Raw genomic sequence first — 17,890 nt, forward strand, 5'->3', positions numbered from 1 at the left:
ACGATTGAACCTCCAACTGCCTGGTTGTACCAAACTACTGTCTGGCCTGCGGGTACCGTGGCGGTTGCTGTTAATGTCTGGATTGGGCTTGCCTCACACTGGGTCTGGTTGCCGCCACTTACAGGTGGATTTACGGCCGCAGGCTGGGTAATTACAACTGTTTCAAGCGTATTACAAGTACCATCACTAACCGTTACGTTATAAGTTCCAGCTGTTAGACCAGATTGATCTTGCGCACTGGGATTTAAACCACTTCCGTTGCTAGTTGTCCATAAATAAGTATAGGAAGATGATCCACCTGTAACAGTCAAATCAATCGATCCATTATTTCCGCCAAAACAAGTTACGTTTTGCTTTGTATAATTTGAATCTAAATCTGTATTAGTTAATGTTAGTTGTCTTGAAGGAGAAGTACATCCTAAAGCTGAGTTATAATAAAAAGCATACCAAACCCCTGGGGTAGTAACTGTTGGATTAGGGGCTAAATGATCAGATTGAATCGTTATATCAGGATTAGTAGTCCATAATAATTGTGCTCCCGGTGGAGTTGTTGATGTAACAAAGGTATTAAGCGCAACCTGTGTTGGCTGACAATATTGCATTGAAGTTGGAGATACTGTTGGAGAGTTTGCATAGCCCTCAACGGATAATCTTAGTCCATCAACCAAAACCACCGATCTTCCTGGGTTTCCAGTTTTATAAAAAACTTCAACAGTTGTTGCACTATTCCCTGATCTAAAAGTAATGCATCTATTTTCCCAGTATGGGTTTATTTTAGTCCATCCGCCAGGATTTTGATTCCCACCATTGCCGCTTGTGGCAAAAGATAATCTAGATGGAAAATCACTAGTTGTATGTTGGACAAGATTGTTTTCATTATAAGTAAGTGGATCGCTAATTTGAACAGCACCATTTCTTACACCAAAATCCAAATTTGGATCATATTCAATTATTGAACCACCTTGATTGTTGTTCTGGTTTACCGTGTTATAACGTGGTATTACTGCAATCTCAAAACATACTGTATATACTGTATTTGGTACAACGGTTAAAGTTTGGCTTATTGCCTCATTTTGATATGAAAATATAGCAAACCCGCCTCCGTCAAATGTAGATGGTTGTATAATTCCAGGATATTGCGTATTAGAGTTTGAATTTGAATAAGACACGTACTGTCCTTCAGACCAATCTACTGTACCACTTGTATTCCAACATTTATATGGAGCACCACCATTTGTACTTGCCCAATATTGGCCATTAACACCTCCGACAGCGGTACGAAATGTTCCTGTATTATAAAGATCAGCACGTTCAAAAGAACCGCAAGTAATTAAATTACAAGCTCCAATAATGTTGCCTTTATTACTGTTATTAAAAGCTTCAGCTTTCGACCTAGAACGAAAGGTTGCATTATATGCTTCAGCTTTTTTATCTAGAGCAGCATTGTATTGATCCAAATAATCTTGAGTATAAGGCAATATCACTTCTCCCCCATCCACAGAACTTTTGACCTGAGAATATCCTTGACTACTCAGGCAAGCTATTAAAATGAGACCTATTAAAAACCTCTTATCAGAAGTAAATAATTTAGTAATTATTTTAAACATAAGTTAGAATTTTATTAGTACCGATATTTTTGATAATGCAATAATTGAACATTTCACCTCAATTAATGTCCAAATATACATTGGAAAAAGTGGTAAGAAAATACTAACAAACAACTATTAGTTGAACTGTAAAAAATAGTCGGTAAACGACCTAAATCGAATAAAAAGAAGTGTTTTTTTGTAGGAAAAATGTATACGTGTTAGTACGTATATTCTCTGAATATAAGGGTTTTGAAGAGTCTATAGGTAAGAAAAAAAATAATTTTTTTAAAGTTTGTTCATTTCCATTGGTCAAATTATACCAGGAAATGACGCTTTAATCATATAAATTCTCAAGTATTGATTTATAAACAAAGTGTAGGAAGAAAGACACTTTCAAAATTTATATTAACAAAATAAAGATTCGATAATATTATAGTCAACTACGGTTTAAAACTACACTAACAAACTTTATCTTTGCACCCAATATAGAAAAAACAAATGTCTTTAACAAAAGAAATAAAACGCAGAAGAACTTTTGGAATTATTAGTCACCCCGATGCTGGTAAAACCACTTTAACGGAGAAATTATTGCTCTTCGGGGGAGCAATTCAAGAAGCTGGCGCTGTAAAAAGCAACAAAATTAAGAAAGGTGCTACCAGCGATTTTATGGAAATAGAGCGCCAACGTGGAATTTCCGTTTCCACTTCCGTATTAGCTTTTGAATATGAAGGAATAAAAATCAATATTCTTGATACTCCTGGGCACAAGGATTTTGCCGAAGATACATTCAGAACACTAACAGCGGTTGATAGTGTTATAGTTGTAATTGATGTAGCGAAAGGGGTTGAAGAACAAACCGAAAAATTGGTTGAAGTTTGCCGCATGCGAAACATCCCGATGATTGTTTTCATCAATAAGATGGACCGTGAAGGTAAAGATGCTTTTGAATTGCTTGACGAAATTGAACAGAAACTCAATCTTCGCGTTACGCCATTAAGCTTCCCAATCGGGATGGGCTATGATTTTAAAGGAATCTATAATGTTTGGGAAAAAAACGTAAATCTTTTCAGCGGCGATAGCAGAAAAAACATCGAGGAGACTATTGAAATTGAAGATGTAAGCAGTACTGAACTTGAAAAACTGATTGGGGATAAAGCCGCAAAAACACTTCGCGAGGAACTAGAATTGGTTTATGAAGTCTACCCAGATTTTGATCGTGATGAATATTTGGAAGGAAAACTTCAACCCGTATTTTTCGGTTCTGCTTTAAATAATTTTGGTGTACGGGAATTACTGGATTGCTTTGTTGAAATTGCCCCTACCCCACGCCCAAAGGAAAGCAACACACGTTTGGTGAAGCCGGACGAAAAGGAGTTTTCAGGTTTCGTTTTCAAAATACATGCAAACATGGACCCAAAGCACCGCGACCGTTTGGCTTTTGTAAAAATTGTATCGGGAACTTTTGAACGGAATTCACCTTATTTTCATGTTCGTCACGGAAAAAAACTAAAATTCAGCAGTCCGAACGCTTTCTTTGCCGAAAAGAAACAAATTGTTGATATCTCCTATCCTGGTGATATCGTTGGTCTTCACGACACAGGAAACTTTAAGATTGGAGATACGCTTACAGAAGGTGAAGAAATGCACTACCGAGGAATTCCAAGTTTTTCTCCAGAACACTTTAAATACATCAACAACGCCGACCCAATGAAGAGCAAACAACTTGAAAAGGGAATCGACCAATTGATGGATGAAGGTGTAGCACAACTTTTCACCTTGGAATTAAACGGGCGAAAAGCAATAGGAACTGTTGGTGCGCTTCAGTTTGAAGTAATCCAATACCGTTTGGAACATGAATACGGCGCCATATGTTCTTATGAAAACCTAAATGTTCACAAAGCCTGCTGGGTAGAGCCCAAAGATCCTAAAAGCGAAGAATTTATAGATTTCAAAAGAGTTAAAGCGAAATTTTTAGCGAAAGATAAACGAGGGCAATTGGTATTCTTTGCCGATTCAGCGTTTACGCTTCAAATGACGCAATCAAAATATCCGAACGTGAAACTTCACTTTGTGAGTGAGTTTGAAAAGGATGGAAACATTAAGAAATAAGGTTAAAGTTCGTTTTCAATTCTAAAAATTAAAGCATAAAAAAAGCCCCGAAATTTCGGGGCTTTTTTTTATGCTTCGCCTGTAGGGCCAAAGTTTAAAGGAATGGGCGGTTGCTCATAATCCTTTATTTCGCCGTGGGCATTTTCAAATCGTTTAACGTTGTCACCCAATGCTTTCAGAAATCTTTTTGCGTGTTGTGGCGTCAAGATAATTCTGGACTTCACTTTGCTTTTTGGAATTCCGGGCATAATGGTTACAAAATCCACCACAAATTCAGAAACGGAATGGTTGATAATGGCAAGGTTGCTATAAATGCCCTGTGCCACAGCTTCATCCAATTCAATATTTATCTGTCCTTGTTTGGGTTGTTCTTTTTTTTGATCTGCCATTTTTTAGATGTTAGATTTTAGATTTCTTGTAAAATATTCAATCTAAAATAAAAAGGTGCATTTTTGAAAACGCACCTTTTTTAATATTAATTATAATTTACTTCTTGCTTTACGCGGTTCATTTCCTCAAGCTCTTCTTTAGAACCTACAATTATAGTATCATATCTACGCATACCGGTTCCGGCTGGTATTTTATGTCCTACAATTACGTTCTCTTTCAAGCCTTCTAAGGTATCAACTTTACCGGCAACTGCCGCTTCGTTCAATACTTTGGTAGTTTCCTGGAAGGAAGCTGCAGAGATAAATGATTTGGTCTGTAACGACGCTCTGGTAATACCCTGGAGTACCGGAATTGCCGTTGCAGTAACTACGTCCCGTGCTTCTGCAAGTACTTTATCGTTTCTTCTCAACAAAGAGTTTTCATCACGAAGTGTACGTGGAGAAAGTATTTGCCCTTCTTTCAAGTTTTCAGAATCACCAGCGTTGGTAACAACCTTCATCCCGAAAATTTTATCATTTTCTTCGATGAAATCATCCTTATGAGCCAATTGATCTTCAAGGAAAGTAGTATCTCCCGGATCTTGAATTCTAACTTTACGCATCATTTGGCGAACAACAACTTCAAAGTGCTTGTCATTGATCTTCACCCCTTGCAGACGGTAAACCTCCTGAACTTCGTTCACAAGATATTGCTGCACTGCTGATGGGCCTTTAATACGAAGGATATCTTCTGGAGTGATAGAACCATCAGAAAGTGGCATACCTGCACGAACGTAATCGTTTTCTTGAACTAGTATTTGGTTTGAAAGTTTCACCAAATACTTTTTCACTTCGCCCAATTTGGACTCAACGATAATCTCGCGGTTACCACGTTTAATTTTTCCGAAGGAAATTACACCATCAATCTCACTAACTACTGCTGGATTTGAAGGGTTACGTGCTTCAAAAAGTTCGGTAACACGTGGAAGACCTCCCGTAATATCACCCGCTTTTGCAGATTTACGTGGAATTTTCACAAGAATTTTACCAATCTTAATTTTGTCGCCATCGTCCACCATCAAGTGAGCGCCAACAGGTAAGTTATAGCTACGGATAACTTCGTCTTTCTTCCCTAAAATCTGAAGGGTTGGAATACGTTTTTTATCTCTGGATTCAGAAATTACTTTTTCTTGGAAACCAGTTTGCTCATCAATCTCAACCTGATAGGTTATACCTTGAACAATGTTTTCGTATTTAATTTTTCCAGCAAATTCTGAAATAATTACCCCGTTATATGGATCCCAAGAACATACTACATCACCAGCATTCAGGCTGTCGCCATCTTTCACATACAGTGTGGAACCATAAGGAATATTGTTGGTGCTAAGTGTAATTCCTGTTTTCTTATCAACAAGTTTTAATTCTGAAGTACGAGAAATAACAATATCCAAAGGTTTTCCTTGGTTGTCTTCACCTTTAACGGTTTTAAGATCTTCGATCTCAGCTTTACCGTCAAATCTAACAACCAATTTATTTTCTTCGGAAATGTTACCTGCAATACCTCCCACGTGGAACGTACGAAGTGTAAGCTGAGTACCAGGCTCACCAATAGATTGTGCTGCAACAACACCAACAGCTTCACCACGTTGTACCATTTTATTGGTAGCAAGGTTACGGCCATAGCATTGTGAACAGATTCCTTGTTTTGCCTCACAAGTAAGTGCAGAACGAACTTCCACTCTTTCCAATGGAGAGGCGGCAATTGCATCAGCCACTTCTTCGGTAATATGATCTCCAGAAGCAACAAGCAAATCTTTGGTAAGTGGATTTATAACATCATTAAGCGCAGTACGCCCAACAATTCTATCGCGAAGTGTTTCAACAATCTCTTCGTTTTTCTTTAAAGCCGAAACCTCAATTCCTCGAAGTGTGTAACAATCTTCTATATTGATAATAACATCCTGTGAAACATCCACCAAACGACGTGTTAAGTAACCTGCATCCGCTGTTTTAAGAGCCGTATCCGCAAGACCTTTACGCGCACCGTGGGTAGAGATAAAGTATTCAAGAATTGATAGCCCTTCCTTAAAGTTAGAAAGAATTGGGTTTTCAATAATCTCGCCTCCACCTGAGTTTGATTTTTTTGGTTTCGCCATCAATCCACGCATACCTGTTAACTGACGGATTTGTTCCTTAGAACCCCTCGCACCAGAATCAAGCATCATATACACAGAGTTGAAACCTTGTTGATCTTCACGAATACGCTTCATAGAAAGCTCGGTAAGTTCAGCGTTGGTTGCAGTCCAAATATCAATTACTTGGTTGTAACGTTCGTTGTTGGTAATAAGACCCATGTTATAGCTGTTGATAATACCATCCACTTGTGTGTTAGCACTATCAATCATGCTTTGTTTTTCAGCAGGGATAATAATATCACCAAGACTGAAAGACAATCCACCTTCAAAAGCGAATTTATATCCAAGGGTTTTAATTTCATCAAGGAAAGCTGCAGTAACAGGAACTGAAGTTACTTTCAAAATTCCACCAATAATATCACGAAGTGACTTTTTGGTCAATACTTCGTTGATGTATCCAGCAGCTTCAGGAACTTTCTCGTTAAAGATTACTCTTCCTAAAGTTGTGGTGATGATTTGTTTTACTAATTCTCGCTTATCATTAAAGTCAGTAGTACGTATTCTTATTTCAGCATTCAAGTCTACCATCCCTTCATTGTAGGCAATAATAGCTTCTTCAGCAGAATAAAAAGTAAGTCCTTCCCCTTTCACTTTTACTTCATCAGTAGATTTTCTAAGTTTGGTCATATAGTAAAGACCCAAAACCATATCCTGAGAAGGAACCGCAACCGGCGAACCGTTTGCTGGGTTCAAAATGTTATGTGAAGCAAGCATCAAAAGCTGACATTCCAAAATAGCCTCTGGGCCAAGTGGAAGGTGAACCGCCATCTGGTCACCATCGAAATCCGCGTTAAAGGCGGTACATACCAATGGGTGCAACTGGATTGCTTTTCCTTCAATCAACTTTGGCTGGAAAGCTTGAATACCAAGTCTGTGCAAAGTTGGGGCCCGGTTAAGCATAACTGGGTGACCTTTCAATACATTTTCAAGAATATCCCAAACTACAGGCTCTTTTTTATCTATAATTTTCTTTGCAGATTTTACAGTTTTTACAATACCTCTTTCAATCAATTTACGGATTACGAAAGGTTTGTAAAGTTCGGCTGCCATATCTTTTGGAATACCGCATTCGAACAATTTCAATTCTGGTCCAACGACGATTACCGAACGAGCCGAATAATCCACACGCTTACCAAGCAAGTTTTGACGGAAACGACCTTGTTTACCTTTTAATGAATCTGAAAGGGATTTCAATGGACGGTTGCTATCAGTTTTTACTGCGGAAGATTTACGTGTGTTATCAAACAATGAATCTACTGATTCCTGAAGCATACGTTTTTCGTTACGAAGAATTACTTCTGGAGCTTTAATCTCCATCAATCGCTTCAAACGGTTGTTACGTATAATTACACGACGGTAAAGATCATTTAAATCTGAAGTTGCAAAACGGCCACCATCAAGCGGCACTAATGGACGTAATTCTGGTGGAATAACCGGAACTACTTTCATAATCATCCACTCGGCTTTGTTCTCGCGGTTTTTGTTTGAATCACGAAGTGCTTCTACAACTTGAAGACGTTTAAGTGCTTCTGTTTTACGTTGTTTTGAAGTTTCGTTATTTGCTTTATGACGAAGGTTATAAGATAAAGTATCCAAATCGATTCTTTGTAAAAGATCAATCAAGCACTCTGCTCCCATTTTCGCGATAAATTTATTTGGATCGGTTTCATCCAAATACTGGTTTTCCTGTGGAATTGAATCTAGTATTGCTAGATATTCTTCTTCTGTAAGGAAATCCATTTTCTTCACCTTCTCACCACCTTCATATACTGCAATACCTGGTTGAATTACTACATAACGTTCGTAGTAAATTATCATATCCAGTTTCTTGGAAGGCAACCCCAAAAGGTATCCAATCTTGTTTGGAAGGCTACGGAAGTACCAAATGTGCGCCACGGGAACTACCAAATTGATATGCCCCACACGGTCACGACGTACTTTTTTCTCCGTTACTTCTACACCACAACGGTCACATACAATACCTTTATAGCGGATTCTTTTATATTTACCACAGGCACATTCGTAATCCTTTACCGGACCAAAAATGCGCTCACAGAAAAGACCGTCACGCTCTGGTTTGTGCGTACGGTAGTTTATTGTTTCGGGCTTTAATACTTCACCACGTGATTCCGCCAAAATGGATTCAGGGGAAGCCAAACCAATAGAAATCTTGTCGAATTTCTGTACTGTGTTTTCTTTATTTCTGTTCATCATGTTGAAAAAAAATTAATTTTTTTTTGGGGTACGCAATGTACCCATTGTAGGCGCGCGATTAATCGCGCGCCTACCGGCACCGCCTTTCAGCTATTCTTCTAATCTAATGTCAAGACCCAATCCTTTCAATTCGTGCATAAGTACGTTGAAAGATTCTGGTAATCCTGGTTCTGGCATGGTTTCACCTTTTACGATTGCTTCGTAGGTTTTAGCCCTTCCAATAACATCATCAGATTTAACAGTCAATATTTCTCTAAGTGTGCTGGATGCACCGTATGCTTCCAAGGCCCAAACTTCCATCTCTCCAAAACGCTGACCACCAAATTGTGCTTTACCACCAAGAGGTTGTTGGGTAATAAGTGAGTACGGTCCAATGGAACGTGCGTGCATTTTATCATCTACCATGTGGCCCAGTTTCAGCATATAGATTATACCTACAGTTGCAGGTTGATCAAAACGCTTTCCGGTTCCACCATCAAATAAGTAGGTGTGTCCAAATCTTGGAATTCCAGCTTCATCAGTCAATTCATTAATCTGGTCTATGGTTGCACCGTCAAAAATTGGGGTTGCATATTTGCGACCTAACTTTTGTCCAGCCCATCCAAGAACCGTTTCATAAATCTGCCCAATGTTCATACGCGATGGTACCCCAAGTGGGTTCAACACGATATCAACAGGAGTTCCGTCTTCAAGGAAAGGCATATCTTCCTCACGTACAATACGTGCAACAATACCTTTGTTTCCGTGACGTCCCGCCATCTTGTCCCCTACTTTCAGTTTACGCTTTTTAGCGATGTAAACTTTTGCAAGTTTCAAAATTCCGGATGGAAGTTCATCTCCAACAGAGATGGTAAACTTCTCGCGACGCAAGTTACCTTGAAGGTCGTTTTCCTTAATTTTATAGTTGTGCATCAAATCTGCAACCAACACGTTGGTTTCATCATCAGTCGACCAAGTACCTCCAGTTAAGTGAGTGTAATCGTCAACAGCGTGTAGCATTTTTAATGTGAACTTTTTACCTTTTGGGAATACTATTTCGCCAAGGTCATTGTTTATACCTTGGGCAGTTTTTCCACCTACAATTGTGAAAAGTTTTTCAACCAAAACATCTTGAAGTGCAATAAATTTTGCTTCGTATTTTGCCTCAAGTTCGGCGATGTCTTCTTTGTCTTTCGCGCGCTTGCGTTTGTCTTTTACGGCACGGGCAAACAATTTCTTCTCTATTACCACACCGTGCAAAGATGGCGAAGCTTTAAGCGAAGCATCTTTAACATCACCTGCTTTGTCACCAAAAATGGCGCGAAGCAGTTTTTCTTCTGGTGTTGGATCGCTTTCCCCTTTTGGAGTAATTTTTCCGATAAGAATATCGCCAGGCTTTACCTCAGCTCCAATTCGAATCATACCGAATTCATCCAAATCTTTTGTAGCTTCTTCCGAAACGTTTGGAATATCGTTTGTCAATTCTTCATTACCTAATTTGGTATCTCGAACTTCCAAAGAGTATTCGTCAATGTGGATAGAAGTGAAAATATCTTCACGTACTACTCTTTCAGAAATAACGATTGCATCCTCAAAGTTATAACCTTTCCAAGGCATGAAGGCAACCTTCATGTTTCGTCCAAGAGCAAGTTCTCCTTTTTCGGTAGCGTAACCTTGACAAAGTACTTGTCCTTTTTTCACTCTATCACCTTTGCGAACAATAGGCTTCAAGTTAATGGAGGTACTTTGGTTTGTCTTTCTGAATTTTACTAATTGGTATGTTCTGTCATCAGTATCAAAACTTACCATACGTTCGTTTTCGGTACGGTCATATTTAATAGTGATTTCGTTTGCATCAACATATTCTACCACACCGTCTCCTTCAGCATTTATCAATACACGGCTATCGGAAGCAACTTGTCTTTCAAGACCTGTTCCCACGATTGGCGAGTCTGCAATCAATAAAGGTACCGCCTGGCGCATCATGTTTGAGCCCATCAGTGCACGGTTCGCATCATCGTGTTCCAAGAAAGGAATCAAAGATGCTGAAATAGATGCAATCTGGTTTGGCGCAACATCCGCATAATTCAAAACAGTAGGATCAACTAGTGGGAAGTCACCTTCCATACGAGCAATAACCTTTTCTGCTTCAATTACACCTTTGTCAGACAATGGAATGTTAGCTTGTGCAATGTGCTTTTCTTCCTCTTCTTCAGCGGAAAGATAAATTGGCTCATGCTTCAAGTCTATTTTACCATCTGTAACTTTACGGTAAGGTGTCTCTATGAAACCAAGATTGTTCACTTTCGCATAAACCGCAAGTGAAGAAATAAGACCAATGTTTGGTCCTTCAGGAGTTTCAATGGGGCACAAACGACCGTAGTGTGTATAGTGAACGTCACGAACCTCGAAACCTGCTCTTTCACGAGAAAGTCCACCTGGCCCAAGTGCCGAAAGACGACGCTTATGCGTAATCTCTGCCAGTGGGTTGGTCTGGTCCATAAACTGTGAAAGTTGGTTGGTACCAAAGAATGAGTTGATTACTGACGAAAGTGTTTTCGCATTAATCAAGTCAATAGGTGTAAAAACCTCATTGTCACGAACGTTCATACGCTCGCGGATGGTACGTGCCATACGGGCAAGTCCAACACCAAACTGTTGTGACAATTGCTCACCTACAGTACGTACACGACGGTTGCTAAGGTGGTCAATATCATCAATCTCTGCTTTACTGTTGATAAGCTCGATCAAATATTTAACAATGGTGATGATATCTTCCTTGGTAAGCACTTGCTTGTCCATAGGGATATCAAGACCCAGTTTTTTATTCATTCTGTAACGACCTACTTCACCAAGATTATATCTTTGGTCGCTGAAGAAAAGTTTGTGGATGATGCCACGAGCTGTTTCTTCATCGGGCGGTTCAGCGTTACGAAGTTGTCTATATATGTGTTCTACCGCTTCTTTTTCAGAGTTGGTCGGATCTTTTTGTAAGGTGTTGTGGATAATGGCGTAATCAGCCTGAAGGTTATCCTCTTTGTGCAATAAAATTGTTTTTGAACCAGAGTCAATTACTTCATCGATATGTTCTTTTTCAAGAACGGTATCACGGTCCAAAATAATTTCGTTACGTTCAATGGAAACAACCTCGCCTGTATCTTCATCTACGAAATCTTCATGCCAAGTTTTTAGCACACGTGCGGCAAGTTTACGGCCGATGTATTTTTTAAGTCCTGTTTTTGAAGCCTTAACTTCTTCCGCAAGGTCAAATATTTCAAGAATATCCTTATCCCTTTCAAAACCAATGGCACGGAAAAGTGTAGTTACAGGTAACTTTTTCTTACGGTCAATGTAAGCATACATTACACTGTTGATATCTGTGGCGAACTCAATCCATGAACCTTTGAAAGGAATAACACGGGCAGAGTACAGTTTAGTTCCGTTTGCGTGGAACGACTGTCCAAAGAATACACCAGGTGAACGGTGAAGCTGTGAAACAACAACACGCTCGGCCCCATTAATGCAGAAAGTTCCGCTTGGGGTCATGTAAGGAATGGTACCTAAGTAAACATCCTGCACGATGGTTTCAAAATCTTCGTGCTCGGCATCTGTACAGTACAGTTTCAACCGCGCTTTAAGAGGCACACTATAAGTTAGACCACGCTCTATACATTCCTGAATGGAGTATCTTGGCGGATCAACGAAATAGTCTAAAAACTCTAAAACGAACTGGTTGCGGGTATCGGTAATCGGAAAATTTTCCAAAAAGGTTTTATATAATCCTTCTTGGCCTCTTTCTTCTGATTTGGTTTCCAACTGGAAAAAATCCTGAAAGGATTTAATCTGAATGTCCAAAAAGTCGGGATAGTCCGGCTTATTTTTTACAGAGGAAAAATTCAATCTTTCAGTTTGCGTTGCTGACATCTATGGACGGAATTTTAATTAAAATAATAATGAAAATCGTATAAAAAAGGTGTTAACCATTATATACGCAAAATGGTTTAGGTCTTTCCGTCGAAACGGAAGACCTAAACCTTAGGGTTTGGAACGTAAGGAGCTTACTTAAGCTCAACCTCAGCTCCAGCTTCTTCTAGTTGTGCTTTTAAAGCCTCAGCTTCATCTTTAGATACACCTTCTTTTATTGGAGAAGGAGCATTATCAACCATTTCTTTTGCTTCTTTAAGACCAGCACCAGTTAATTCCTTAACTAGTTTTACAACTGCAAGTTTAGATGCACCAGCAGCTTTCAACATTACTGTGAATTCTGATTGCTCCTCAACTGCTTCTGCAGCACCAGCACCACCAGCAGCAACAGCAACAGCTGCAGCAGCAGGCTCAATGCCATACTCGTCTTTTAATATTGTAGCTAACTCATTAACTTCTTTTACTGTTAGGTTAACCAATTTTTCTGCGAAATCTTTCAAATCTGCCATTTCTATCGTTTTTAAAAATAATTGTGTTTATATAAATTAATTAGTGCAATGTTTATTTTATCCTTCTCTTTCGGATAAGGTCTTAACAAGACCTGCGATTGTGTTACCACCACTCTTAAGTGCTGAAATAACATTTTTAGCAGGCGATTGTAATAACCCGATAATCTCTCCAACAAGTTCGTCTTTAGATTTAAGGTCAACCAAGTTATCCAATTGATTGTCGCCAACGTAAATTGACTCTTGGATGTAGGCTCCTTTCAAAAGAGGCTTATCAGATTTTCTTCTGAATTCTTTAATTACTTTGGCTGGTGCATTACCAGTTTCAGAGAACATTAAAGAAGTATTTCCTTTAAGTATTCCTGTCAATTCACCAAAGTCCTTATCTGAACTCTCCATTGCTTTTTTAAGCAATGTGTTCTTAACAACTGCCAACTGAACACCTGCTTTGAAACAAGCACGGCGAAGGTTAGTAGTGTTCCCTGCGTCAAGGCCTGAAATGTCTGCTAAATAAATATTTGCATTATCAGACAACTGGGCAGTCAACGTTTCAATTACTTGTGATTTTTCTTCTCTTGTCATAATTTCCAGTTTTTACTACTCAGTAAACCTTTTAGTGTCAACTTGAACGCCTGGGCTCATTGTACTCGACATGAAGATACTCTTAATGTAAATACCTTTTGCCGCTTGTGGCTTAAGTTTAACGAGGGTTGTTAATAATTCTCTTGCGTTTCCTGCAATTTTTTCGGCATCAAAAGATGCTTTCCCTATTGATGCGTGTACAATACCAGTTTTGTCAACTTTAAAGTCAATTTTACCAGCTTTTACATCAGAAACTGCTTTAGCAACGTCCATTGTTACTGTACCTGTTTTTGGGTTTGGCATAAGACCACGAGGACCTAATATGCGTCCTAAAGGACCTAATTTACCCATAACGCTTGGCATAGTTACAATTACGTCAACATCTGTCCATCCTCCTTTAATTTTATCGAGGTACTCATCAAGACCTACGTAATCTGCTCCTGCTTCTTTGGCTTCGGCTTCCTTGTCTGGAGTTACCAATGCCAATACCTTTACGTCTTTACCAGTTCCGTGTGGAAGGGTAACAACGCCTCTAACCATTTGGTTCGCTTTACGTGGATCCACGTTAAGACGTACCGCAAGATCAACGGAAGCATCAAACTTTACGCTGGTGATTTCTTTTATTAAAGCAGAAGCTTCAGCTACGGTATAGGTTCTATCCTCTACCTTAAGTTTAGCTTCCTTTTGCTTTTTTGTTAATTGTGCCATTTTATAGATTCTTTTTCAGATTAAAAAGGTGCGTCACCTTTTACTTTAACTCCCATAGAACGTGCAGTACCAGCTACCATTTTCATAGCAGACTCAACGGTAAATGCGTTAAGATCGGGCATTTTGTCTTCCGCGATTGCCTTAACTTGATCCCAAGAGATTGTGGCTATTTTTTTTGCGTGTGGTTCTCCGGAGCCTTTTTTTGCTTTCGCAGCTTCAAGGATTTGCACAGCAGCGGGTGGGGTTTTTATAACAAAATCAAAAGACTTGTCTTTATAAACCGTGATCGCTACAGGCAATACTTTACCCTGCTTATCCTGAGTTCTTGCATTAAACTGCTTACAGAACTCCATGATGTTAACACCGGCAGCACCAAGAGCAGGTCCAACTGGTGGTGATGGATTAGCAGCACCTCCGCGAACTTGCAACTTAACTACTTTACTGATTTCTTTTGCCATTTCTAAATTTTAGTGTGGTTATTCAAAAGTGGAAGCCTTTGAAAAAACCTATTAAGCGTAACAATTAAACTTTTTCAACTTGCATATAACTCAATTCTAATGGTGTTTTTCTTCCAAAGATTTTCACCATTACTTCAAGCTTGCGTTTTTCTTCATTTATTTTTTCTACGGTACCGTTAAATCCATTGAATGGCCCGTCTATTACTTTTACTGTTTCGCCTATTGTGAAAGGGATGTTTACGCTGTCATCTTTAACAGAAAGCTCATCTACTTTACCTAACATTCTGTTTACTTCAGACTGTCTAAGCGGCACGGGATCTCCGCCTTTGGTTTCACCCAAAAAGCCAATCACTCCGTTTATTGATTTTATGATGTGAGGAATTTCACCCCCCAAATTTGCTTGTATCATTATGTAACCAGGAAAGTAAACACGTTCTTTGTTTACTTTTTTTCCGTTACGAATCTGTATTACTTTTTCAGTAGGTACTAGCACTTGCTCAATATAATCCTCAAGCTCCAACCGTTTTATCTCTCCTTCGATATACGATTTGATCTTGTTTTCCTGCCCACTTACTGAACGGACTACATACCACTTTTTTGTACTTGTTGTTTCGGTCATTGCTTACGACTTGATCCAATCAAAATATAACCCTACCACTTTGCTAAAAACAGTATCTACGCCCCAAACTGCCAAGGCCAACACAACAGAAAATACTGCAACAATAACAGTTAACTTTTGAGCCTCTGCCCAAGTAGGCCAGGAAACGTGGTTTTTAAGTTCTTTGTAAGATTCAGTAATATAGTTTACCATGGTGACGTCGTATTAATTATGGATAATTCTGAAAGTTTTGACTTGTGCTATACTTTTCAGAAAAAATTATTTTTGCACGGGTTGGGAGACTCGAACTCACGACACCTGGTTTTGGAGACCAGTGCTCTACCAACTGAGCTAAACCCGTTTATCAGGATTAGCAATTTTTATTTACATTAAGCTAAACCCGCTATAAAAGCCAAGGTATCCCGAAATTAATTCGGGACACCCAACGCTTTCAATTATATGATAATTAGTCTAAAATCTCAGTTACCTGACCTGCACCTACAGTACGTCCACCTTCACGAATCGCGAAACGAAGACCTACGTTCATTGCAATAGCTTGAAGCAATTCAACATGAATAGTCAAGTTATCACCAGGCATTACCATTTCAACACCATCAGGAAGCATAATTGTTCCAGTCACGTCAGTTGTACGAACGTAGAACTGTGGACGGTAGTTGTTGTGGAATGGAGTATGACGTCCACCTTCTTCTTTTTTAAGGATATAAACCTCAGCTTTGAATTTAGCGTGTGGCGTTACTGATCCTTTTTTACAGATAACCATACCACGACGGATATCGTTCTTTTCAATACCTCTCAAAAGGATACCTACGTTATCTCCCGCTTCACCTCTATCAAGGATTTTACGGAACATCTCAACTCCAGTTACGGTAGAAGTTAATTTTTCAGCACCCATACCGATGATGTCAACAACATCACCTGTGTTCGCTACACCTGTTTCGATACGTCCTGTTGCAACAGTACCACGACCAGTAATAGAGAATACATCTTCAATAGGCATAAGGAAAGGCTTGTCAACATCACGTGTTGGAAGTTCAATCCAGGTATCAACAGCTTCCATCAATTGAAGAACTGTATCTACCCATTTTTGCTCACCGTTAAGTGCGCCAAGTGCAGAACCAGCAATTACAGGTCCATTATCACCATCATACTCGTAGAAGTTAAGAAGATCACGAATCTCCATTTCAACTAATTCAAGTAATTCTTCATCATCAACCATATCCACTTTATTCATGAATACAACCATACGTGGAATTCCTACCTGACGACCAAGAAGGATGTGCTCACGTGTTTGTGGCATTGGTCCGTCTGTAGCAGCAACAACTAGAATAGCACCATCCATTTGGGCAGCACCAGTAACCATGTTCTTCACGTAATCCGCGTGACCAGGACAGTCAACGTGCGCGTAGTGACGATTAGCTGTTTGGTACTCTACGTGTGAAGAGTTGATTGTTATACCTCTTTCTTTCTCCTCTGGAGCGTTATCAATTTGGTCGAATGATCTGGCTTCCGAATAACCCGCATCGGCCATTACTTTGGTAATAGCTGCGGTTAACGTTGTTTTACCGTGATCTACGTGTCCAATTGTACCTACATTTAAGTGGGGTTTTGACCGATCGAATGTTTCTTTTGCCATTTTGTATTAATTTTAATCTTAGTTATAAATATATTAGTGTTACTTGTAATCAAATTTGAGCCAATGATGGGAATTGAACCCATGACCTCTTCCTTACCAAGGAAACGCTCTACCCCTGAGCTACACCGGCGTAAAGTATTTAATTTTTCCTTTAAAAGAAAGGAAGACATTCCTGCCTTTACAGGTTTTTGAGCGGGAGACCGGGTTCGAACCGGCGACATTCAGCTTGGAAGGCTGACGCTCTACCAACTGAGCTACTCCCGCATTTTTAATTCTGAAAAATCAGAATCTTGGATTTCAACATTTCAATTACTCCGTTTTCTCTGTCGAGAAAATTAATGTGGGGAGAGCAGGATTCGAACCTGCGAAGACGTAGTCAGCAGATTTACAGTCTGCCCTCGTTGGCCGCTTGAGTATCTCCCCGAGTCATTCAAAATTCAAATTTTTAAATCCAAATTTCAAATGAGTATTTCAAAATTTTAAAGAGCCGATAGAGGGACTCGAACCCACGACCTGCTGATTACAAATCAGCTGCTCTAGCCAGCTGAGCTACATCGGCTTTTTGACCTATTTTTAAGGCTATATTTTAGCCATAAAAAAGTCCGCTATTTCTAACGGACTGCAAATGTAGAGAAATTATTTTTTCTACAAAACTTTTTCTAAAAAATTCTATTACAAATATGCTTTTTGTTTCTGCTTTCTTTTTTTAAGCTGTCTTTCAAGCGCTTTTACTACCTCGTCTATGGCTTCTTCAAAAGTTTTCGCTTCTTTCTTTACCATTATATCATCCCCAGGAATACTTAACAAAACCTCTACAGCTTTATTTTCCTTCTCGCTCGTTTTCTGAACTTTTAAAAATACATCTGCAAAAACGATCTTATCATAAAACTGTTCTAGTTTGGATAATCGTTTTTCAACAAATACCAATAATTCATCTTTGGCAGCAAAGTTGGGTGTTTGTACGTTCACTTTCATACTATTCTATTTTTAAAGTTAATATGTAGTC

The 17,890-nt window shown here is 39.1% G+C and carries 12 protein-coding genes, 5 tRNA genes and 1 pseudogene; 1 reads left to right on the forward strand and 17 read right to left on the reverse strand.

The features are described 5' to 3' along the window. Positions 1–1,499, reverse strand: a pseudogene (locus ESU54_RS10475) (hypothetical protein); the annotation flags it as partial. A gap of 588 nt (positions 1,500–2,087) precedes the next feature. Here ESU54_RS10475 and ESU54_RS10480 point away from each other — a divergent pair. Beyond that, complete coding sequence (locus ESU54_RS10480) at positions 2,088–3,698, forward strand: peptide chain release factor 3 (RefSeq protein ID WP_111844443.1); 1,611 nt, start codon at positions 2,088–2,090, stop codon at positions 3,696–3,698. 68 nt (positions 3,699–3,766) lie between these two features. On the opposite strand, the gene ESU54_RS10485 is transcribed toward ESU54_RS10480, so the two are convergent. From ESU54_RS10485 to hpf, 16 genes are all read right to left on the reverse strand, one after another. After that, on the reverse strand, positions 3,767–4,087 hold the full coding sequence (locus ESU54_RS10485) for a DUF3467 domain-containing protein (RefSeq protein ID WP_111844442.1): 321 nt from the start codon (positions 4,085–4,087) through the stop codon (positions 3,767–3,769). An 86-nt stretch (positions 4,088–4,173) separates the two neighbouring features. Beyond that, complete coding sequence (gene rpoC / locus ESU54_RS10490; protein ID WP_200830106.1) at positions 4,174–8,472, reverse strand: DNA-directed RNA polymerase subunit beta'; 4,299 nt, start codon at positions 8,470–8,472, stop codon at positions 4,174–4,176. A 93-nt stretch (positions 8,473–8,565) separates the two neighbouring features. Beyond that, positions 8,566–12,378, reverse strand: coding sequence for a DNA-directed RNA polymerase subunit beta (rpoB, locus tag ESU54_RS10495; protein WP_111844440.1), 3,813 nt, complete (start codon positions 12,376–12,378; stop codon positions 8,566–8,568). A gap of 134 nt (positions 12,379–12,512) precedes the next feature. Further along, on the reverse strand, positions 12,513–12,887 hold the full coding sequence (gene rplL / locus ESU54_RS10500; RefSeq protein WP_111844439.1) for a 50S ribosomal protein L7/L12: 375 nt from the start codon (positions 12,885–12,887) through the stop codon (positions 12,513–12,515). A gap of 57 nt (positions 12,888–12,944) precedes the next feature. Next, positions 12,945–13,466, reverse strand: a complete 522-nt coding sequence (rplJ, locus tag ESU54_RS10505; protein WP_111844438.1) for a 50S ribosomal protein L10 — start codon at positions 13,464–13,466, stop codon at positions 12,945–12,947. Between the two features lie 15 nt (positions 13,467–13,481). Next, entirely contained in the window at positions 13,482–14,174 is a 693-nt protein-coding gene (gene rplA / locus ESU54_RS10510; protein ID WP_111844437.1) for a 50S ribosomal protein L1, read from the reverse strand. A gap of 20 nt (positions 14,175–14,194) precedes the next feature. Then, positions 14,195–14,632, reverse strand: a complete 438-nt coding sequence (gene rplK / locus ESU54_RS10515) for a 50S ribosomal protein L11 (protein WP_111844436.1) — start codon at positions 14,630–14,632, stop codon at positions 14,195–14,197. Between the two features lie 64 nt (positions 14,633–14,696). Then, positions 14,697–15,251, reverse strand: a complete 555-nt coding sequence (nusG, locus tag ESU54_RS10520) for a transcription termination/antitermination protein NusG (protein WP_111844435.1) — start codon at positions 15,249–15,251, stop codon at positions 14,697–14,699. Between the two features lie 3 nt (positions 15,252–15,254). After that, a complete protein-coding gene (gene secE, locus ESU54_RS10525; protein WP_111844434.1) occupies positions 15,255–15,443 on the reverse strand; it encodes a preprotein translocase subunit SecE in 189 nt (62 codons plus the stop codon). A gap of 75 nt (positions 15,444–15,518) precedes the next feature. Further along, a tRNA-Trp gene (locus tag ESU54_RS10530) sits at positions 15,519–15,591 on the reverse strand. Positions 15,592–15,696: 105 nt separating this feature from the next. After that, positions 15,697–16,884 (reverse strand): elongation factor Tu, encoded by a 1,188-nt coding sequence (tuf, locus tag ESU54_RS10535; protein WP_111844433.1) that lies wholly within the window; start codon positions 16,882–16,884, stop codon positions 15,697–15,699. A gap of 58 nt (positions 16,885–16,942) precedes the next feature. Further along, positions 16,943–17,014 (reverse strand) — tRNA-Thr (locus ESU54_RS10540). 61 nt (positions 17,015–17,075) lie between these two features. Further along, a tRNA-Gly gene (locus ESU54_RS10545) sits at positions 17,076–17,148 on the reverse strand. Positions 17,149–17,225: 77 nt separating this feature from the next. After that, positions 17,226–17,307, reverse strand: a tRNA-Tyr gene (locus ESU54_RS10550). Between the two features lie 62 nt (positions 17,308–17,369). Beyond that, positions 17,370–17,443: transfer RNA gene (locus ESU54_RS10555), tRNA-Thr, on the reverse strand. Positions 17,444–17,556: 113 nt separating this feature from the next. Next, positions 17,557–17,859, reverse strand: a complete 303-nt coding sequence (hpf, locus tag ESU54_RS10560) for a ribosome hibernation-promoting factor, HPF/YfiA family (protein WP_111844432.1) — start codon at positions 17,857–17,859, stop codon at positions 17,557–17,559. Between the last annotated feature and the right edge of the window lie 31 nt (positions 17,860–17,890).

Origin of the sequence: Aequorivita antarctica, from assembly GCF_007997155.1 — a bacterium.
Lineage (GTDB): Bacteria > Bacteroidota > Bacteroidia > Flavobacteriales > Flavobacteriaceae > Aequorivita > Aequorivita antarctica.